14 protein-coding genes and 1 pseudogene are annotated in these 18,733 nt (G+C 72.5%); 6 read left to right on the top strand and 9 right to left on the bottom strand.

What is annotated here, in order from left to right; genetic code table 11:
* The first annotated feature begins 107 nt into the window (after positions 1 to 107).
* Positions 108 to 1,196, top strand: coding sequence for a DNA polymerase III subunit beta family protein (locus tag ACZ7MY_RS22490; protein WP_499604047.1), 1,089 nt, complete (start codon positions 108 to 110; stop codon positions 1,194 to 1,196).
* Positions 1,197 to 1,534: 338 nt separating this feature from the next.
* Here ACZ7MY_RS22490 and ACZ7MY_RS22485 read toward each other — a convergent pair whose 3' ends face one another.
* Positions 1,535 to 1,780: a hypothetical protein gene (locus ACZ7MY_RS22485; RefSeq protein ID WP_499604045.1), complete on the bottom strand. Its 246-nt coding sequence runs from the start codon at positions 1,778 to 1,780 to the stop codon at positions 1,535 to 1,537.
* 100 nt (positions 1,781 to 1,880) lie between these two features.
* Between ACZ7MY_RS22485 and ACZ7MY_RS22480 the strand changes: the two genes are divergently transcribed.
* The 3 genes from ACZ7MY_RS22480 to zwf all read left to right on the top strand — a co-directional run bounded on the left by ACZ7MY_RS22480 (position 1,881) and on the right by zwf (position 4,980).
* On the top strand, positions 1,881 to 2,198 hold the full coding sequence (locus ACZ7MY_RS22480; RefSeq protein WP_499604043.1) for a hypothetical protein: 318 nt from the start codon (positions 1,881 to 1,883) through the stop codon (positions 2,196 to 2,198).
* 279 nt (positions 2,199 to 2,477) lie between these two features.
* The gene (gene gnd / locus ACZ7MY_RS22475) at positions 2,478 to 3,509 is read left to right on the top strand and encodes a phosphogluconate dehydrogenase (NAD(+)-dependent, decarboxylating) (RefSeq protein WP_499604041.1); all 1,032 of its coding nucleotides are present in this window, start codon (positions 2,478 to 2,480) and stop codon (positions 3,507 to 3,509) included.
* 7 nt (positions 3,510 to 3,516) lie between these two features.
* Complete coding sequence (gene zwf, locus ACZ7MY_RS22470) at positions 3,517 to 4,980, top strand: glucose-6-phosphate dehydrogenase (RefSeq protein ID WP_499604040.1); 1,464 nt, start codon at positions 3,517 to 3,519, stop codon at positions 4,978 to 4,980.
* 728 nt (positions 4,981 to 5,708) lie between these two features.
* Here the strand turns inward: zwf and ACZ7MY_RS22465 are convergent.
* Both ACZ7MY_RS22465 and ACZ7MY_RS22460 read right to left on the bottom strand, forming a co-directional pair.
* On the bottom strand, positions 5,709 to 6,005 hold the full coding sequence (locus ACZ7MY_RS22465) for a hypothetical protein (protein WP_499604039.1): 297 nt from the start codon (positions 6,003 to 6,005) through the stop codon (positions 5,709 to 5,711).
* Between the two features lie 237 nt (positions 6,006 to 6,242).
* Positions 6,243 to 6,731 carry a hypothetical protein gene (locus ACZ7MY_RS22460; protein WP_499604037.1) on the bottom strand — a complete coding sequence of 163 codons (489 nt, stop codon included), beginning with the start codon at positions 6,729 to 6,731 and terminating at the stop codon, positions 6,243 to 6,245.
* 286 nt (positions 6,732 to 7,017) lie between these two features.
* Here ACZ7MY_RS22460 and ACZ7MY_RS22455 point away from each other — a divergent pair, with 286 nt between their 5' ends.
* Positions 7,018 to 7,221 carry a hypothetical protein gene (locus ACZ7MY_RS22455; RefSeq protein WP_499604035.1) on the top strand — a complete coding sequence of 68 codons (204 nt, stop codon included), beginning with the start codon at positions 7,018 to 7,020 and terminating at the stop codon, positions 7,219 to 7,221.
* Positions 7,222 to 7,241: 20 nt separating this feature from the next.
* Here the strand turns inward: ACZ7MY_RS22455 and ACZ7MY_RS22450 are convergent, their stop codons facing one another.
* The 3 genes from ACZ7MY_RS22450 to ACZ7MY_RS22440 all read right to left on the bottom strand — a co-directional run bounded on the left by ACZ7MY_RS22450 (position 7,242) and on the right by ACZ7MY_RS22440 (position 10,935).
* Positions 7,242 to 8,942, bottom strand: coding sequence for a hypothetical protein (locus tag ACZ7MY_RS22450; RefSeq protein ID WP_499604033.1), 1,701 nt, complete (start codon positions 8,940 to 8,942; stop codon positions 7,242 to 7,244).
* On the bottom strand, positions 8,939 to 9,664 hold the full coding sequence (locus tag ACZ7MY_RS22445) for an ABC transporter ATP-binding protein (RefSeq protein WP_499604031.1): 726 nt from the start codon (positions 9,662 to 9,664) through the stop codon (positions 8,939 to 8,941). Before ACZ7MY_RS22445 ends, ACZ7MY_RS22450 begins: the two co-directional genes overlap by 4 nt.
* Positions 9,665 to 10,026: 362 nt before the next feature.
* Positions 10,027 to 10,935 carry a LysR family transcriptional regulator gene (locus ACZ7MY_RS22440; protein WP_499604029.1) on the bottom strand — a complete coding sequence of 303 codons (909 nt, stop codon included), beginning with the start codon at positions 10,933 to 10,935 and terminating at the stop codon, positions 10,027 to 10,029.
* Positions 10,936 to 11,176: 241 nt separating this feature from the next.
* Here ACZ7MY_RS22440 and ACZ7MY_RS22435 point away from each other — a divergent pair, with 241 nt between their 5' ends.
* Complete coding sequence (locus ACZ7MY_RS22435; RefSeq protein ID WP_499604027.1) at positions 11,177 to 11,950, top strand: sulfite exporter TauE/SafE family protein; 774 nt, start codon at positions 11,177 to 11,179, stop codon at positions 11,948 to 11,950.
* A 138-nt stretch (positions 11,951 to 12,088) separates the two neighbouring features.
* Here ACZ7MY_RS22435 and ACZ7MY_RS22430 read toward each other — a convergent pair whose 3' ends face one another.
* From ACZ7MY_RS22430 to ACZ7MY_RS22420, 3 genes and pseudogenes are all read right to left on the bottom strand, one after another.
* Positions 12,089 to 13,318: a TIGR02679 family protein gene (locus ACZ7MY_RS22430; protein ID WP_499604025.1), complete on the bottom strand. Its 1,230-nt coding sequence runs from the start codon at positions 13,316 to 13,318 to the stop codon at positions 12,089 to 12,091.
* An 80-nt stretch (positions 13,319 to 13,398) separates the two neighbouring features.
* Positions 13,399 to 17,544 carry a TIGR02680 family protein gene (locus ACZ7MY_RS22425; RefSeq protein WP_499604023.1) on the bottom strand — a complete coding sequence of 1,382 codons (4,146 nt, stop codon included), beginning with the start codon at positions 17,542 to 17,544 and terminating at the stop codon, positions 13,399 to 13,401.
* Positions 17,541 to 18,728, bottom strand: a pseudogene (locus tag ACZ7MY_RS22420) (TIGR02678 family protein); the annotation flags it as partial. The gene ACZ7MY_RS22425 and the pseudogene ACZ7MY_RS22420, both read right to left, overlap by 4 nt.
* Between the last annotated feature and the right edge of the window lie 5 nt (positions 18,729 to 18,733).

The raw sequence follows: 18,733 nt of genomic DNA, 5'->3' as shown, positions 1-18,733 counted from the left end.
CGCCCCGTTCAACCCTGCGACCTGCGCGTCTGGTTGGAGCCCGGCCGGGAAGGCAGGTTGACCCTCGACCTGGTGGAGGGGGCAGAGTCCCGGGTGTGGAGAACGACATGCGCAGTATCGGTGAGCTGGCCCGGGACAGTGGACTGGGGGTGAGCGCACTGCGGTTCTACGACACCGCAGGGGTGCTGGTCCCGACCCGGGTGGACCCGTCGAGCGGCTACCGCTGGTACGGCCCCGAACAGCTCGAGGAGGCCAGGCTGCTGGCCCGGCTGCGCAGGACCGGCATGCCGCTCGCGGACGTCCGCCTGGTGCTGGCCGGCTGGTCGGGCGAGGACACCGGACTCGTCCGGAAGCTGCTCGAGGCGCAACTGCGCCGCCTGGAACGAGGGCTGTCCGACGCCCGCGCCGAGTTCTCCGCGATCCGGGCCCTACTCGACCGCAAGGAGAACCCCATGTCCACCTCCGTCGCCGACGGCGCCGTCCGCCTGACCGTCCCCGCGTCCGCCCTGGCCGCCGCGCTGGACGCGGTCCGCTTCGCCGCCGGGACCGATCCCGAACTGCCCGTGCTGGGAGGTGTCCTGTTCGACGTCGAGGACGGGACGCTCCAGGTCGTCGCCACCGACCGGTACCGGATGGCGGTCGCGCGGACCGGCGTCACCGGTCACGGCGGTCCCCGCAGGCAGGTCCTCGTGCCGTCGCCGCTCGCCGACGCCATGCGGGCACTGCTGGCCGGCGGTGACGCGCCGGTGGAGTTCACGGTCGAGGGCGACCACGTGACCCTGGCGGCCGGGGACCGGCAGGCGGCCGGTCGCTGCCTCGACCACGACTTCCCCGACTACCGCCGCATCGTGCGCCTGCCGGAGGGGCGCCGTGTCCCCGTCGAGGTCCCGGCGCTGCGTACCGTGCTGGAGACCGGTCCGGTCCGCGCCGGCGAAGCGCGGGAGCAGGACGGGAAGTCCCCGGAGATCAGCGTGCTCACGGTGGCGGCCGACGGCTCGGTGGGGGTGTGCGGGGACGGCGACGAGGGCCCGGACGACGTCGCCGTCAACCGCGAGTACCTGCTCCAGGCCCTCACCGCCGGGGCCCCGGACCGGCTGGTCCTGGAGTTCGGCGCCCCCACGGCCCCCCTGGCGATCCGCCGCCCGAACGCCGAGGGCACGTTCTCCCTCCTGATGCCGGTGCGCCTGGACGCGTGACCACTTCCGGGCGGTGGTCGTCGTACCACCGCCCGGAAGGCGGGTGGTACGACGACCACCGGCTCGACAGCGGGCCTCGATCGCGCTGCCGATGGTGAACCCGGGCCACGCTGCCCGGAGCCGGAGGCCGGACCGCCCCCACGAAGGGAACGTGACGGCATCTCCTCGGCCCCCTCACGGCCCGTCTCCCGGTCCTCGCACATCCCCGCACCGTGTGCGCGTATGCGAAATCGCAACCGTCGATCCGGCCTCCTGTGCAACCCGGCGGTGCCGCGGCGTAGTAGTGAGAGGCGAGCGATCACCGCCTCCGTCGGCCGAGGCCGTACGCACGAGGTTCGTCAACCAGCGAGGAGCGTCACGTTGTCCGGATTCAGAGGTGTCCCCACGGCTGCTGCACTGCTGGGCGGGGTCCTGTTGCTGACGGGGTGCACCGGTTCCTCCGGCTCCGACTCCGCTGCCCGTACGGCCACTTCGCCCGCGCCGAGCGCGTCGGCCCCGGCCGAGGCGTCCGCGAGCGCGTCGGCGAGTGCGTCGGCGAGCGGCGCTCCCTCGGCGTCGCCCTCCCGTTCCGTCCCGTCGGCCACCCCGACGCCCTCCTCCCCTTCCACCGCCGGCACGCGGAAGGCGCCCGCCTCCGTCCCCGGCTGCCGCAACCTGGCCGCCGGCGGGGAGGTCAAGGCCGCGGTGACGCGGGCGTACCAGCGCGGCTTCCCGCGCTTCGCGCACATCGAGCCGGAGCCGCGGCGGTTCTTCTACGGCCAGTGCGGCACCGTCCGCTACGCGGCCACGCAGTTCCAGCCCACCCGGGGCGCGACCGAGGGCGAGCTGGTGGGCCTGCAGGACGAGGGGAGCGCGATGAAGTACTTCCGCGCAGCCTCCGGGAGCGACTGGAGTTACTTCGCCACCGACGGCTTCCCCCCGAGCGAGGGCGGTTGCCGAGCCATCCCGCAGATCCCCCGCGCCCTGGCCACGGCCTGGCGGAACTGCGCCGTCGCGCACTGACGCGCGCCCGCCGGGCGGGGCGGCCGCGAGGACACCGCCCCGCCCGCCTCGGCGCGGCACGACAGGAACGTCACCGGTACGGCGCAACCCGCCGGCGCGTCCGGCAGGCGAGGACACCGCAGGTCACGACCTGCTTCGCCCGTCGCACCCCGGTCGGCGGCACGTCGTCCCGCCATCGCCCCGAATGCCACGAATGGGTAGATTTCCAAGGACCGCCCTGAGGCGTGGGCGGACAGGACTTCGGCCCGCTGGAGGCCGCCGAGGAACGGGGAACCGACGATGGCCACCGACTCACCCGTGCAGCTCGGCATGATCGGCCTCGGCCGCATGGGCGCCAACCTCGTGCGGCGGCTGATGCGCGACGGCCATCCCTGCGTCGTCCACGACCTCAACCGCGACGCCATGCTGGAGCTGGAGAAGGAGGGGGCCACGGCCGCAGCCTCCCTCGAGGACTTCGTGGCGAAGCTGGCACCCCCGCGGAACGTGTGGCTGATGGTCCCCGCGGGGGTCGTGCAGTCGACGCTCGACGAACTGACCGCCCTGCTGGCGGCCGACGACACCGTCATCGACGGCGGCAACTCCTACTACCGCGACGACATGGCCCGCGCCCGGCAGCTCGCCGGCCGGGGGATCCACTACGTCGACTGCGGGACGTCCGGCGGCGTCTGGGGGCTCGACCGCGGCTACTGCCTGATGATCGGCGGCGAGGACGAGCCGGTGGCGCGGCTGGACCCCATCTTCCGCACCATCGCCCCCGGCCGCGGGAACGCCGAGCCCACGCCCGGCAGGACCCGGACCGACGGCACGGCGCCGGAGGGCTACCTGCACTGCGGTCCCAGCGGCGCCGGCCACTTCGTGAAGATGGTCCACAACGGGGTGGAGTACGGGATGATGGCCGCCATCGCCGAGGGCCTCAGCATCATCCGGCACGCGGACGCGGGTCTCGGCCGCAGGACGGTCGACGCCGAGACCGCACCGCTGCGCGAACCCGAGGCGTACCAGTACGAGATCGACGTGGCCGAGGTCGCCGAGGTGTGGCGGCGCGGCTCCGTGATCGGCTCCTGGCTGGTCGACCTCGTCGCCGACGCGCTGGCCCGCTCACCGCAGCTGGACCAGTTCACCGGCCGGGTCTCGGACTCCGGGGAGGGCCGCTGGACGGTCCAGGCGGCGATCGACGAGAGCGTGCCCGCGCCCGTCATCAGCGCCTCGCTCGCCGAGCGGTACGCCTCGCGCGGACTGGGCGAGTTCGGCGACAAGGTGCTGTCCGCGATGCGTGGCGAGTTCGGCGGCCACGCCGAGAAGACCGGGTGAGGCCGCCATGTCCCACTCCCCCTCCTCCCCTTCTGCCGCTCACGGCCCGGTGCCCGAGGACCACGTGGTGGTCCTGTTCGGCGCGACCGGCGACCTCGCCCGCCGCAAACTGCTGCCCGGGCTGTTCCACCTCGCCAAGGCGGGTCTGCTGCCGGCCCGCTACCGGATCGTCGGCTCGGCGCCCGCCCAGAGCACGCTGAGCGACGAGGAGTTCCGCAAGCACGCGCGGGACGCGGTCGCGGAGTTCGGCCGGTCGAAGCCCCAGGGCCGGGCGTGGGAGGAGTTCGAGTCCGCGCTGTCGTTCGGCGCGTGCGACCCCGGCGCCGCCGGGCCGCTGATCGCGGCCGTGCAGGAGGCCGAGCAGGCCATCGAAGGCAAGCCGCGGCGCCTGTTCCACCTGGCGGTGCCGCCGAGCGCCTTCACCTCCGTGGTGGAGACGCTCGGGGCGAGCGGCCTGGCCGAGAACGCCCGGGTGATCGTGGAGAAGCCCTTCGGCACCGACCTCGCCTCCGCCCGCGCGCTCAACGCGTCGATCCACGCCGTCTTCGACGAGTCCCGGGTCTTCCGCATCGACCACTTCCTCGGCAAGGAGTCGGTCGACAACATCCTCGCCCTCCGCTTCGCCAACGGCCTCTTCGAGCCGGTCTGGAACCTCGACCACATCAGCCACGTGCAGATCGACGTGCCGGAGAGCATCAGCATCGAGGGCCGCGCCCAGTTCTTCGAGGGCACCGGCACGTTCCGGGACATGATCGTCACGCACCTCTTCCAGTTGCTGGGATTCATCGCCATGGAGCCGCCCACGGCGCTGCAGGCGCAGTCCCTGCGGGACGAGAAGGAGAAGGTCTTCGAGTCCCTGCAGCACGTGGACCCGGCCCATGTCGTCCGCGGGCAGTACGAGGGGTACCGGTCCGAGCCGGGCGTGGACCCGAGGTCGGACACCGAGACGTTCGTCGCCCTGCGCGTGGGCATCGACAACTGGCGCTGGGCGGGCGTGCCGTTCTACCTGCGCTCGGGCAAGTCGCTGGCCGAGGCGCGGCACGTCGTGACGCTCGGCTTCCGGGAGCCGGCCCTGCGCATGTTCCCGCTGGCCGCGCGCGGCCACGCCGGGGCCCGCAGCAACGCGCTGGTGATCGACTTCGACGACCCGGGCCGGATCACGGCCTCGTTCCTGGTGAAGGACCCGGGCCCGGCCATGCGCCTGAGCCGGGCGGAGATGGTCTTCAGCTACGCGGAGTCCTTCAACTCCCTGCACGCGCTGGAGGGCTACGAGCGCCTGCTGCTGGACGCGATGCTGGGCGACCAGTCGCTGTTCACGCGCTCGGACGGCATCGAGCGCCTGTGGGAGGCGTCGACCCCGCTGCTGGAGAACCCGCCCCCGGTCGAGCCGTACGCACCCGGCTCCTGGGGCCCGGACAGCGTCCGCCGGCTGATCGCGCCGCACCACTGGAGCCTTCCGCACCGCAAGTGAGCGTTCCGCGGGGGTGCGGGAGCGCTCAGTGATGTGGGTGAGTGCGGTGATCCGGCCGTGGGGCTCCTGGCTGGTGTGCTGCTCGGGGTGGACGGTGATAGAGGCCGCGCGGGAGGAGGAGACCGATCGGGAAGAGGCGAGCGCTACGCACGTGGAGTTCCTAGTGTGGCGATGGTGACGACGCCGGTGGCGTGCAGGGTCGCGCGCATGGACGGGGCGTCGGCGGCCTGCGCGATGGGCACCGGGGCGGGGCGGACGTCCACGTATTGTCGATCAGGGCCAGGACGCGTCTGCTGTGGGCGTCGGCCGAGAGCGGGTCGACGCTGAGCCGTCCTGTTCCTTAGCCGTCAGGATGTGTAGGCCCTGTGCATCTCCGCTCGCCGTCCATGCGACGTCACCGGACGAAGACCAGTCGGATCCAAGCAGCGATTCGCGCTTCTCTGAGGGCACTGAGTCAGCGCTGGCGGATGGCTTCGCAGACTGCGTAGCACATGCAGGCTGCTTGTCACTGGGCTGAGCCCACGCTACTGGCTGAACCACAGAGTCACGAGTATTGCCCCGGCGGCCAGAGCCGTAAGGGGTGTGGGTGTCCGTCTTCTGCGTTTCACAATATCTCCCGGATGAGTCGGGGATTCCTGCGCAGATCTTGGAACGGAAGCGGCCTCTCCGCGCGGGGCTCGCCTATCGAGTGCGGCCCCACGCGGAGAGGTGATGGAGAGGGAGCGGGACTATGTCGGGGTGCGGGTCACGTTGACGATGACTGCCGTCAGGTGTTTCGGGACGACCGCACCCTCCGTTCGGTCCTGCGCGGTATATACGCCGTCATGGGTTGCGCCGGGCGCCAATCCGTCGGCCCTCACGTCCATCAGGACCTGATAGCCGAGAGGTCCCGTCAACCGAATAACAGCCCATACGTCTGCTGGCTTGGTCTTCGTATTGGTGACCTCCACGGCCACCCAGAATGCGTCACCAGTTTCTTTGAGTACGGGCTGCTTCACTGTGACGCCGTCCTTGGAGGCGGCCACAGCGGGGTCACCCACTGGGCTTTCCGCGCCTGCGGATTCATCAGGTGAGTTCGGGGACGCTGGACCTGACGCAACTCGCGCGCCAGAGGGCGTCGGCGACGCGTCTGAAGCTGCCCCGGTCTTGACTGATGCGCTACAGCCAACTATCAGCGCTGCCCCAACTAGCACGGCCAGGCCGTGCTTCCCGCGGCGCCCGTAGTGGTGAAATGTCAAGGCATCGATGTGCAACGCCATCTCCTAGTTGCAGTAACTGCCTTCAACCCGGTTGATGAGGTACGTGGTGGAACTGGAGGTGACCTTCATCAACGCCGTGACCTTGGGGCAGTTGTCCATGTAGACCAGTCCGGCGTACTGGCTGAAGTTGCCCTGATCGACGTCACAACGCGGACTGCTCACCTTGTTCTCACAGAGCTGCAGCTTCATCCACCTCGTGCCGGCGGGGTCGTTGTTGTCGAAAACGGCGCACACGAAGTTGTCCGGGCCCGTACCACCGTCCGTGTACAAGAAGAGGGTGCCTCGACGTTCGGTCGCCGTGGGAAGGCGTTCAGCCACGAGGAGGCTGTAGCCAGATCCGCACTCGACTGATGCAGCCTGCGCTGCGGCGGGGTCGGCGGCGGCGACTGCTCGGGATTTCTGGTCCGCATGTGCCGAGATGGGCACACTGTCGATGGTGTCGTTAGCGGCATGAGCCGACGGCGCGGTGAGGCTCAATGCCGCGAAGCTCAACACTGCCACTGTCGTCCGGTGACGGACTTGGCGATGCGGTGCATGGTTCCTCCGTACGTTCCGTTCAGGGACGTAGGTGGGCATACCGATCCACCCGCCGCTCTGTTGGCGATGCGCGTCTGGTACCCCCCTGATCAACTCAGGAAAGGTACGGGAACGCGCGTTCGTGCGGGAAGTGTGTAGGTCGCATGCGTGCGCGATCGTCTCGTTGTCGCCTCCCCATGACCGAAAGGTGGGTCCACAGGTTTCTCACAGGCGCCCGAAAGTTTGAGTTCACTGCAAACGCTTGCGGAGGGTGCAAAGGGGCTGGATACCGCGAAAAGGCGCGCAGCTCTCCAACGAACTCCATGCCGCTCTCGACGACCAGGCGCACGAGAACGCCGAGTCTGGCGACGACGCCAGCGCGGCACTGCGCGCCGCCCTCCTGCGAGCCACGGAACCGCCGGGCCCGGCGGACGGCCGCGGCAGGCGTCGCCGGCTCACCGCCTGAGGCGGCGGCCGGCGCCCCTGTCAGTCCGCCAGGGGAGCGGTCAGGTTCCCGATCCGCGTGACCGCCCAGCGCACCATGATCACCGTCACCATGCCGCTCGCCACGGCGGCGGTGACGATCGAGGCGGCCGAGCCGGAATGCAGCGCGGTCAGGAACGGGACGACCAGCGTGACCACCGCCGCCAGCGTCCCGGCGCCGTACCAGCCCAGGAACAGCACCGGGCCCATGCTGCCCGTGGGCGACTGGGCCGACGACATCAGCAGATGGTGCTTGGTCGCACCCCGGCAGGCGTTGACCAGCGAAGCGCCCACCAGCGGCGGCACCAGGGCCGGTGCCAGGAACGCGCGGGCCCCCGCGCCCTCCCCGGCCAGCACCCCCGCCGCGACCAGCGCGCCCACCAGCCCCAGCACGACGGGCACCGCCGTGTGCCGCAGCATCAGGTCGCGGTAGGGGTACGGCGCCCACGAAGCGCGCCTGGTGTCGTCGGTCTCCACCCGGGCCGACTCCATCAACTGGGTCAGCGACCAGTAGCCGAAGACCAGTGACGCCAGCGCCGCCGCCACGCCCGTCCCGCCGTGCGCCGAGGCCGCAAGCACCGCGCCCAGCACCGCCAGGACCGCCAGCACCACGGCCCGGCCCAGCCGGCCCGGAGTCCGCAGCAGCGCGAGCGTGTCGCGCCACGGCACCGCCAGCTGCGCCCGGCGGGGCGCCGGCAGCCGCCAGCGTGCCGACCCGCTCCCGCCGGTGACCCCGGCGACCGCCTGCCGCGCGGTACGGAACTCCACCGTGCGCAGCGCGGCCATCACCCCGGTCGCAGTGCGCGAACGCCGCCGTACCGCGGACAGCGCCAGCGACCCGGCGGAGCGGTGTGCCGCGACCAGCGCGCCGGCCACCACCACCGCCAGCAGGGCGCCCGCGGCCCCGCCGCCCGGCAGCGCGGCCGGCGTGGGGGCCAGTGCGGCCAGCCCGGCCCAGCCCCAGGGCCCGGACCACAGCTCCACGCGTTCCAGTCCCGGCAGCCGGTGGCCACCGACCGCCAGCACGGTCTGCGCCGTCAGCGCCAGGACGGCCGTACCGACGTACGGAGTGGCCAGCCGGGCCCAGCGGGCCACCCGCTCGCTGCCCTCCACGGCGGTGGCCAGCGCGGTCGCGAGCAGCGGCAGACCGACGCCGCCCAGCAGGCACCAGCCGAACGCGGCGGGCAGCCCCACCCCGACCGTCAGGCCCAGCGCGACCATGCCGATCACCGAGACCAGCAGCCCGGCCCCACCGGCGATCGCGGCCGCCCCCCAGAACCACGGCCGCAGCACGCGGGCGGCGTCCACCGGCTGGGCCAGCAGCCAGTCCACGGTCTCGCGCGGCGGCACTACCGGGCCGCGCCACTGGGCGTCCCAGGCGGCGATCAGCAGCCATCCCAGCCCCAGCGCGCAGGACCCGGCCGGCAGCGCGGCCAGGATCGCCGGTCCGTGACCGGAGTAGTCGGCGCCCATCGACTTCTCGAGGAACAGCCCCAGGCTCGGCAGCCCTCCCCACACCGCGAGGAGCAGCGCGACGCAGTACACGACGTAGCCGATCTGGCCGGCCCTCTTGCGGCGGTGCGGGGTGCGCAGGTCACGGACCAGCCGCAGTGTCTCGCGCGTCCAGTCGTCCTCGTGGGACCAGGCCGCGGCGTGCTCGCCGGCCCCCTCGGCCCCCTCGGTCTCCTCCGCGAGGGTCGTCACCGGGCACCGCCCGGGCTCTCGGCCAGCCAGGTCAGTCCGTCGGCGCCGGTGGCGAGCACCTCGTCCGGGCGGCCGTCGGCCACCACCTTGCCGTCGCTGAGGACCAGCACCCGGTCGGCGACCTCCCGGGCCAGCTCTCCGTGGTGCGTGACCAGCAGCACACCGACGCCGTCCGCGGTCTCCTTCTTGATCAGGTCAGCCAGCCGCCGCCGCGCGCCCGGGTCGAGTCGCTGTTCCGGCTCGTCGAGCAGCAGCAGGTCGCGCGGCCGGACCATCGCGGAGGCCAGCAGGAGGGACTGGAGCTGCCCGGAGGACAGTGCCCCGGGCAGCGCGTCGGCGTGGTCGGTCAGCATCCGCTCGGCCAGGACGTGACCGATCCAGTCGCCGGCGTCCTCCACCCCGTGGGCCACCGCCACCAGCTGCAGGTGCTCGCGCACGGTGAGGTCGGGGTAACAGGCCGCGGTGTCGCCGACCACCGCCACCCGGGCCCGGACCGCGGGGTCGTTCTCGTTCATCGGCTTGCCGTCGAACGTCACCGTGCCGGTGCTCGGCTTGTCCCGGCCGGCGGCTATGCGCAGCAGTGTCGATTTGCCGGAGCCGTTGTGGCCGAGCAGCGCCACGCACTTCCCGGACCGCAGTCGCAGGTTCATGGCGGCCAGCGCGGTGCGCTTGCCGTAGACCCGGCTGACGCCTTTGAGTTCGAGCAGTGGTGGTGCACCCATGTCGCCGGGCCTCTCGTCAACGCGAACGCTGTCCCCGCTTCGGCCTCGGGACGAGGGCCCGGAGCGGCCCGGCCATTGTCCACGCTCCGCCGGACCGGGGGAGCGCTGGGTGTCGTGGTTCACTCCGCGTGCGGGGCGCCGGCGGGCCCGGCCCTGCGCGTGTTGCCGCCGGCAGCGGGTGGTGGCGCCGCAGGTGATGGGCGATGCGCGTCCATGCGGTCCACGTGCCGTGTCTCGGACCGGTGGTGCCGGGCGTTCTCGCGTCCGCCCCGGGCTGGGGGACCGAGGACGCCGTGGTCGGATGACGTGCGTCGCTGTCGCCCACCCCTGGCGAACCGCAGTCGGTGATGATGTGCGATTCTTCAGCGCAGGCGATCCAGAATGTATTGCCGCAGGGAAGCGGTTGCCCTGCTCTCCGTACGCGTGATCGACCACGCAAGGAGAATGGGACGGGACGCCGGCGGACTACTGATCGGAATTTCGATCGAGTCGCTCGCGTCCGGCGCGGTGGCCAGGATGCAGACGCCGAATCCGGCCGCGGTCAGGCCGCGTAGGGTGGCGGTGTCGGTGCTCTCGAACACGATGTGCGGAGTGAACCCGGCAAGAGCGCAGAGCTGTTCCGTAGTGGCCCGCAAACCGTATCCGCGGGGCAGGGCAAGGAAGTTTTCCGAAGCGACGTCGGCAAGCGCCACCCGGCTGCGCGTGGCCAGCGGGTGCGCCGGGGGAACAACGAGCACGAGCTGTTCAGTGAGCAGCTTCGCGGCGGCGAACTCCGAGGAATCCGGTGCCGGCGAGGTCAGGCACAGATCGATATCACCTTCGCGCAGTGCGTCGTGCAGGAACTCGGTTCCCCCTTGATGCAGGGTGATCTTCACTTCAGGGTGGCTGCCGCGGTAAGCGCGCAGGATCTCAGGTACCAGACGAGATCCCAGACTGTTGAGGAATCCGAGAGCTACCGCACCTCCGCTGCCATCCAGGTTCTCGGAAAGATCCGCACTGGCCCGATCGAGACCCTCCGAGCATCGCAGCAGCGCTTGCTGGAGGGCTCGGCCGTGGCGGGTCAATCGGACATGTCGCCCGACGCGGGTGATCAGGGGCAGGCCGAGCCCGCGTTCCCATCGGACGAGCGCACGGCTGAGGCTGGACTGAGCAACCCCCAGCTCCGCTGCGGCATGTGTGAGGTTTTCGTGACGGGCGATCGCGAGGAATTGAACCAGCGGTGCGGCGAAGACGTCCGCCACGTCGGGCTTCGCGGGGCGGGGGTCGGTCACGGAGCCATTATGCGCGGGCGCATCGTTGGCCCGCAAAACCGCATTGGACGCATCAATGCGAGGCTGTCAGGCTCGCAGTCGTGGTCACCCATGTGCAATGCGATCCCGAGTGTCCGGTGCGGACGGACGGACGCGACTCGCGAAGCTTGCCCGGCGGACGGCATCCCGCTGCCGCACATGTGCGGGTCACCTCTGGTCCGGTCGGCACCGATGCGGTGACCTCCATGCCGGCTTCGCGGCCATGACATGGTGGCATGCGGTGATCATCTTGATCGCCGGAATCTGGGCCGGCGCCATCAATTCGGTGGTCGGTTCGGGCACCCTCGTGACATTCCCGGTACTGGTGGCGCTCGGCTACCCGCCGCTGACCGCGACCACCTCGAACGCGATCGGGGTGGCGCCGGGTTCCGTCAGCGGCGCCATGGGATATCGCCACGAGCTGAAGGGGTTCGGGCCGCAACTGGCCCGGCTCTCGGTCGCCTCGTTCTTCGGCGCGATATGCGGCACGGTCCTGCTGCTGTCACTGCCGCCGAACGCGTTCGAGTCGTTCCTGCCGCTGCTGGTCGGCCTCGCCGTAGTACTGGTGGCCGTCCAGCCCAAGGTCTCCGGGTGGATCGCGAGACGCCGCGCAGCCGATGGTGTCAGAGACGCGGACCATCCCGGCATCACCCCGCTGCTGCTGTTCTTCACCTTTCTGATCGGTGTCTACGGCGGGTATTTCACCGCCGCACAGGGCGTGTTGATGATGGGGGTGATGGGCATGATGCTGTCCGAACCTCTGCAGCGGCTCAACGGCGTGAGAAACGTCCTGTCCGCCCTGGTGAACGTCGTCGCCGGCACGATTTACGCCTTCGGGGCGCCGGTCAACTGGTCCGTTGTCGCCCTCCTCGCGGTCGGCTCGACCCTCGGTGGGCAGCTCGGCGCCAGGATCGGACTCAAGCTGAAGCCCGCCGTGCTCCGCGGCGTGATCGTCGCGGTCGGTGTCGGCGCGACGGTCCATCTGGTGACGAAGTAGGGAAGCCCTCCGCCGCGTTCAGGACATGCCGTTTCGATACGCCGCACACGCCGGCCCGGGGACATGCCGGAGGCGGGGCGATCGTTTCCTTCGTTCCGGGCGCCTTTGCCCAGCGGCCGCCGCGCTCCTCCACCGGAATCAGCGCGCGCGGGGCTGGCCGGACGGCTCGGGCGCGAGGTCGGCGAGCAGGGTGTCCAGCACTGCCTCCTCCTCCACGCGGACGCCGTGCTCGGCCAGGGCTTCGGCGAGTGACGGATCCCACGGGGATGCCGCGGGAACACCGGCCAGGGGCACCGCGCTGTCGCGGGCCGCGGCACGGTAGTGGGCGGCCGTGTAGCGCCAGGGAGTCCAGGGGACATGGGCGAGCAAGGCGGCGGCGATGCGCAGTCCGCCCCAGTCGAAGTCACCGTGGTAGCGCAGGCTCGCACCCTGCTCCGCCATCCGCCGCAGAAGCGTGAGGGCGGCGGCGGAGGGCTGGCCCTGGAGGCACACCAGGGGTGGGCAGGCCGCACCGTACGCGTCGGCGGCGGCCGCCACGATCGCGGGATTCTCGCAGACATGCACCGCCTCCCCCGGTGTCAGCAGCAGTGCACCCGCGGTGAGTTGGCGGAGGGTGAGTACGGCCGGTTCGCCGTTCGCGGTGAGCCAGTCCAGGGCGGGGGTGCCGCGCAGGCCGAGGGTGAGGACCGTGGAGGACAACTCGTTGCGGAGCAGTCCGGCCGAGGCCCATGCCTCGCGTCGCCACTCGGTCCCGGAGCCGTCGGGGAATCCGGTCAGCGCGCGGATTCCGGACAGAGTGAGGGTGGCCAGCGGTGTTCCGTCGTCAAGGGCGTGCGCGGAGCCGAGGACTCGGGCGGCGAAGGCGGGCAGCGAGACCGCGGGGTCCGCGGGGAGTTCGCTCAGGACCCTAACGGTGGCCGCCAGCAGGTCGCCGGCCGTCTCGGGTGTGCGGGCGAGGCGCCGTACGAGACCGTCCGCGCGCAGCCGCGCAGCCCAGGCGGCGAGCCCGGGCAGCTGGTCCAGCCGCGCGTACGCCGCCTGCCACGCGCGGTCGTCGTCGGCGCGCGTCTCGCGCAGGGGGACCACGGGTCCGGTGAGGGCTGTGACGGCGGCGGCGAGGCCGTCCGGGCTGATGCCGGAGCGGCGCAGCACGGCGTCCACCGTGTCCAGCCGGATCGTCAGTGAGCGGCCGCCGCCGGGCGCCCGGCCCAGCAGGCTCTCGGCCGCCCGGCGCTGGGCCTCGGTGGGTGCGCCGAGGGACACGCCGCCGGTGAGCGGTTCCTCGCGTTCCATCCGGCGGCGGGCCCGCTCGACGAGCCAGGTGAGGGCGGGGCCGCCGAGCAGGCGCTTGAGACGGATCGCGTCCACGCGCGCCGGTTCCGCCTGCAGAGCGTCGCTGGGACGCCGCTGGGGAGGCGGTGTCGTGCGGCCTGCTTCCGGCTGCACGTTCACAGGCCCTTCTCCTCTTCGAACTCCTGCTCTCCAGAGGCATGTTTCATGTCCGGCCGCGCCGGGTCCACCGTCCGCGTCCGCGTCATGCCGTCCCACTCCCAGCGGGTGACGAGCACCGCGGCGACCTCGTCGATGCGCGAGAGCTGGGCGATGGCGATGCCGGGCACCTGCGGGTAGCAGGCCCATTCGCGTTCGCTGGTCATCACGACGTCCAGGTCGAAGGCGTGGAGCAGGCCGAGGCACTTGGCGCGGGAGTCGTCGTCGACGCCGGCGAACGCCTCGTCGAGGGTGACCAGGCGCGGGGCGTACGGGTTGCCGGCGGTGGCGTAGTGGGAGGAGGCCGCGGCGAACAGGGGGACGCAGACGGCGAGGACGCGCTCGCCGCCGGAGGCGGGGCCGGTGGCGGGGACCCATCGGCCCTGCTGGTGGCGTTCGATGCCGAACTCGTGCCAGGTGCGGTAGTCCAGGGCGGCGGTCAGGTGTTCCAGCCAGCTGCCGGAGGCGTCCTCGCTCTGCCGTGCGGTGATCTGCGCCTCGAGGAACTCGCCGACGGCGGCCCGGTCCTCGGGTGTCCAGGCGTCGGCCGACTGACGCAGCCGGGCGCGGGCCTGGGCGAGTCCGGCGGGGGCTTTGCGGGAGGGGCGCCAGACCAGGCGCAGTTTCATGCCGGTGGAGGTGGGCCGCTGCTCCAGTTCGTCGTTCATGGCGGCGACCTGGCGCTCGGCCGCGCCGATCAGTTCCTGGAGGGTGCCGGCGACCTCGGTGATGAGGTGGGTCTCCAGGATCTCGCGTTCGTGGGAGGACAGGATGCGGGTCAGCTCGCCGACCTCGACGGCGAGGGCGTCGGCCAGTTCGGGGACGGCGCGGGCACGACCCTGGTAGACGATGTCCACGACCATGCCGTCCTCGACCATGCCGGCGGCGGCGGAGTGCCCGTGCCGGGACAGGGCGTCCTGGAGGGTCTTCAGCTCTTCGCCGAGTCGCTTCTGCACGCGCTCCCAGGCGGCCTCGGAGTCGTCGGTCGCCGCGAGTTCCGCCTCGACGGCGCGGGCGAGTGCGACGGCGGCGGTGGCGCTCCAGGGCCCGGCGTCGTTCGGGGGCGCGTCGGTGCCGGGCAGCGCGACGGTGAGCAGTCCGGTGCCGGCGAACCGCTGGAGGGCGGCGATCGCGGTGGCGCGGGCGGCGACGGACTCGGCGATGTCCCGGTCGAGTTGCTCGATGCGTCCTCCTGCCTTGCCCCCGCGTTCGACCGCCTCGGTGTGGGCCTGCTGGGTGCTCTTGCGGCCCGCGGCGTTCGCGGCGAGGGCGGCGGCGGTCTCGGCGAGGCGGCGTTCCAGCTCGGCGACGGCTGCCCCGACGGTGGAGCGCAGGGTGGTGTGGCGTTCGTCGGCCGCTGCGGCATCGTGTCCGGCCTCCTCGGCGCGCAGGGCGAGTTCGGCAGCGCGCTCGCCCGCCTGGGCGGCGTCGCCGCGTTCCTGTTCGACGGTGCGGGCGGCCTCGGTGCGTTCGCGCAGTGCGGGCCAGAGGGCTGCCAGGGCGACGTCGAGAGCGGACAGGGCCCGGCGTACGGCGGCCAGTCCGGGGCGGTCGGTGGGCAGGCCGAGATCGGCCGTGGTCCGGGCGAGTTCGGTGGTGGCCTGTTCTGCCCGCTCCGTCGCCTCGGTGAGGTCGGTGGCCCGCTCGTTCCTGCGTCGTGTGGCCCGGCCGGTCTGCTGGGCGGCGGATTCCAGCCGGGCGTGGGCCTGCCGCAGCGGCGCGTCGTCGGGTACGGCGGCGAGCTCGGAGTCGAGCGTGCGGCGGCGGGCCGCCACGGTCTGCGCCTCGGCGGTGACCGCTGCCTCCTCGGTGGCGAGACCGGTGAGTTCCGTTCGCAGTACGGCGATGCGGGCGCGCCGGGCCTCCTCGCGGGCTCCCTCGCCGATGTATTCGGCGGCGGGCTTGGCCCAGCGGCCGGTGAGGGCACCGGTCCGGAAGCGGCCGTCGGCGTGGACCCAGGTGTCGGTGTGCGGGGCGGTGTCGTGGGGCCCGTAGCCGATGGCGGCGAGCAGCCAGGCCACCGTCTCCTCCCCCACGGCGGCGGCTGCCGCGTCGCCTCCGTCGACGGCCGGCCGGAGTACCTCGGCAAGGGCGCCGGTGGGGACGGGGCCGCGCGGCGGGTCGAGCACGATGTCGTGACCGTCCGCGCCCAGGGCGGTGCCGTCCGGACGTACCCAGGCGTCCAGCAGCCCGGACGCTTCCAGTGCCGCCTCGATGCCGGCGCGGTCGTACTCGGGGACCTTTTCGCGGAAGTCCACCAGGCGCCACAGGGGTGCGCCGGGCGCCCCGTCGCGTACGCCGGGGGTGCGGGTGTACGGGGGCCGGGGACCGCGTCGGCCGCCGGACTCCAGGACGCCGAGTTCCGCTTCGGCGGTACGGCGCCTGCCGCTCAACTCACCATGCCGCTGCGTCACTTCGGCGGACCGGGCGGCCAGTTCTCCGGAGCGCGTGCGGTGGGCGAGGACCGCCGCTTCCCGGGCCGGGTTCGGCCCGTTCAGATGCTCCGTCCACTCCTGGAGCTCGTCCAGCAGGCCGACCGGATCGGGGTAGGCCAGTTCCGTCCATCCGGCGGCTCGCTCGCGCACGGCGCCGAGCAGGTCCCGGCTCGCGGCCTGGACGGCGCCGTGGGCGAGGGCGTGGTCCTCGTGGGTGTGGGCGAGGTCGGACTCGGCCTCGTCGAGACGACGGGAGGCGGCCAGGCGGTCGGCCGCGGCGCGGTCCGCCGCGTCGGCGAGTTCCTGTACGTGGTCGAGGGTCCGGCGCCTGCGGTCCGCCGCCGCCGCGACGGCGTCGCGGTCCGGTTCCCGGTCCTCGGGCAGTTCCACCCGGGCGTCCGTCGCGGCGTCGCGTACTTTGGCGAGCGCCTGCCCGGCCTGGTGGCCGGCCGCGTCGAGCCGGTTCTCGGCGGCGGTCAGGCGGGCCCGCGCCCGCGCGAGCACCTGATCGGCCTGCCGCCGGTCGCCCTCGGCGCGGTCGCGGGCGTCTGCGGTGTTCCGGGCGTGCCGGGCAGCCTGCTCCAGTTCGCGGGCGCTGCGCATCTCCGGGCCCTCGCGCAGGGCCGCGTCCTGGGCCTTGAGCCGGGCCTCGGTCTCTTCCAGGGCGGCAAGGCGCTCCTCGGCCTCGGCGCGCTCCTCGTCCGCCCTGGTCCTGTTGGTCCGCGCCTCGGACAGTTCGCGTTGCAGGGATTCGTACCGCGCGTGCTCGGCGCGCGGCAGGCGGGCACGGCGGCGGGAGGCGATGCGGGCGTAGCGGCGGTAGTGGTCGAGGAAGGCGGAGGCGGCCTTCTCGGCCTCGGCGGCGGAGCGCAGCTCCTCCTTCTCCTCGTCCAGGGAGCGGAAGGCCTCCGCGACGTCGGCGATGACGGCCTGGTTCATGGGTGGCAGGGCCTCGGTCAGCGCTTTGGACAGGGCGGCTTCGTTGGGGCGCTTGGACAGCTGGGGCTGGCGGAGTTGGATGAGGAGGTCGACCAGGGCGGCGTAGCGCTGTTCGCCGAGGCCGAACAGGGCTTCGTCCACGGCTCTGCGGTAGGCGCCGGCCTGGTCGTAGACCATGCCGTGGCCGGTGACGGCCTCGGCGATCCGGTCGCGGGACAGGGGGGTTCCGGTGGCGTCGAGGAAGGCGAGCCCCTGTCCGGCGCGCTGGTCGGTGACGACGAACCAGTGGCGGACGATGCCGCGCCCGGAGACGGCCTTGAGGCCGCAGGCGAGGGTGCGGAAGTGCTCCTCGCCGGTGGTCTCGTCGCGCCGTCCGAACTCGATCCAGGTGTAGCCGAGCCGCTCGGGGTGCGGGTGCTCGCCGCCGAGCAGCAGGTTCCACTCCATGCGCTTGCCGGGGTCGGCGTCGGGTTCGACGCGGCGGGCGGACAGGTCGCCGTCGAGGAGGAAGGGCAGGGTGAGGGCGAGGACCTTGGACTTGCCGGTGCCGTTGTTGCCGCGCAGCAGCAGGCGGCCGTCCTTGAAGTGGAACTCCTCGGTGTCGTAGAGGAAGAGGTCCACCAGTCCCGTGCGCAGCGGCTGCCAGCGGGACCGGCCGGGGCGGGGCAGACCGGGCCCGGCGCCGACGGCGGCCGGCGACGGATGGCGGGGGGCGGGGAGAGCGGCGGTCATCGCTGCGTGGTCCTTGGCTGGGTGGTTCTGGGCTGGGCGGTCCTTGGCCGGGCGGTCTTTCCGGGTTCGAGCACGACGGTCTCGCCGACGGCGTAGCGCGCGAGGGCGGGGCGGGGCGCGACCCCGTCCGGGGTGCGGACGGCGAGGGAGAGGGCGGTGAGTTTGGTGACGGCCTGCTCGACGAGTTCGCCTTCTGCGCCGGGCTCACGGGCGGTCCTGGCCCAGAACCCGCCGTGCTCGTCGGCGAGTTCGCGCACCTTGCGTTTCAGCTCCTCAGTGGTGACCGGCCCCTGGCGGGCGGCGAGGTGTTCGGCGAGGAGGAGGGTGACGTGGCCGTGTGTGCCCTGTTCGGGCATGCGGACGTCGGTGAGGTCGTCGTCGGGGTCGATCATGGCGATGCCTTCGGCCCGGACTTCGGGGACAAGACCGGTGAGTTCGGTGATGCGGGCGGTGAGGAAGCCGCGCTGGCGGGTGAGGTAGGCGAGTTCGGTGTCGGTGAGGGTGTCGTAGTAGAGGACGGGGTCGTCCAGCAGGCGGCGGGTGAGGGAGCGGCGCAGGGCGCGGAAGCGCAGTTCGTCGCTGTCGAGCGCGGTCTCGGCGGTCAGCGCTGCGAGCCGCTGCTCGAAGCCGCGCTCCTGGATCAGGGACGGGCCGTGCCGGGCGGCGAGCAGTCCGGCCAGCACGCGCCGCTCGACGTCGTAGAGCGCGTCGCCCGCTCCGCTGACGTACGCGTCCTCGTCGCCCGCGACCCGGCGCAGCACGCCGAGGGCGAGGAGCAGCCGGACGACGGCGGCGAGGTCGAGGCGTTCGTCGCGTCGGTCGAGGGTGAACTCGATCCCTGCGGCGACCAGTTGGGCGTCGGCGGCGTCCAGGACGACCTGTTCGGCGAGGCGGCCGAGCGCGATCTGCTTCTCGCCGCGCTCCAGCGCCGCGAGCGCCAGGCACAGCAGGACGTAGCGGCGGCGGGTGAAGGGGGCGCCGGCGCGGCTGGCCTCGCGTGCGGGGTGGGTGGGGTCGGTGAGGGCACCGGGGGCTTTGCGCAGCCGGGCGGCTTCCGCGTCGACGACGAGGGCCCAGCCCGTGTTGCGCTCGAACCAGTCCCGCAGTTCGGACGCGTGCTGCCGGACCAGCCGGAAGGCGTCGGCGTGCGTTCCGTGGGCGAGGAGCAGCGGGTGGGCGAGCAGGGCGC

The organism is Streptomyces sp. NPDC111520 (assembly GCF_055635295.1).
Note: the sequence above shows the minus strand (reverse complement) of the source record. Positions and strands in the feature narration are given on the sequence as shown.

What these genes read in the sequence shown, in the direction of transcription:
- ACZ7MY_RS22425 (WP_499604023.1), bottom strand. Translation starts at nt 17,544, where the DNA reads ATGACCGCCGCTCTCCCCGCCCCCCGCCATCCGTCGCCGGCCGCCGTC.
- ACZ7MY_RS22435 (WP_499604027.1), top strand. Translation starts at nt 11,177, where the DNA reads ATGACATGGTGGCATGCGGTGATCATCTTGATCGCCGGAATCTGGGCC.
- ACZ7MY_RS22490 (WP_499604047.1), top strand. Translation starts at nt 108, where the DNA reads ATGCGCAGTATCGGTGAGCTGGCCCGGGACAGTGGACTGGGGGTGAGC.
- ACZ7MY_RS22445 (WP_499604031.1), bottom strand. Translation starts at nt 9,664, where the DNA reads ATGGGTGCACCACCACTGCTCGAACTCAAAGGCGTCAGCCGGGTCTAC.
- gnd (WP_499604041.1), top strand. Translation starts at nt 2,478, where the DNA reads ATGGCCACCGACTCACCCGTGCAGCTCGGCATGATCGGCCTCGGCCGC.
- zwf (WP_499604040.1), top strand. Translation starts at nt 3,517, where the DNA reads ATGTCCCACTCCCCCTCCTCCCCTTCTGCCGCTCACGGCCCGGTGCCC.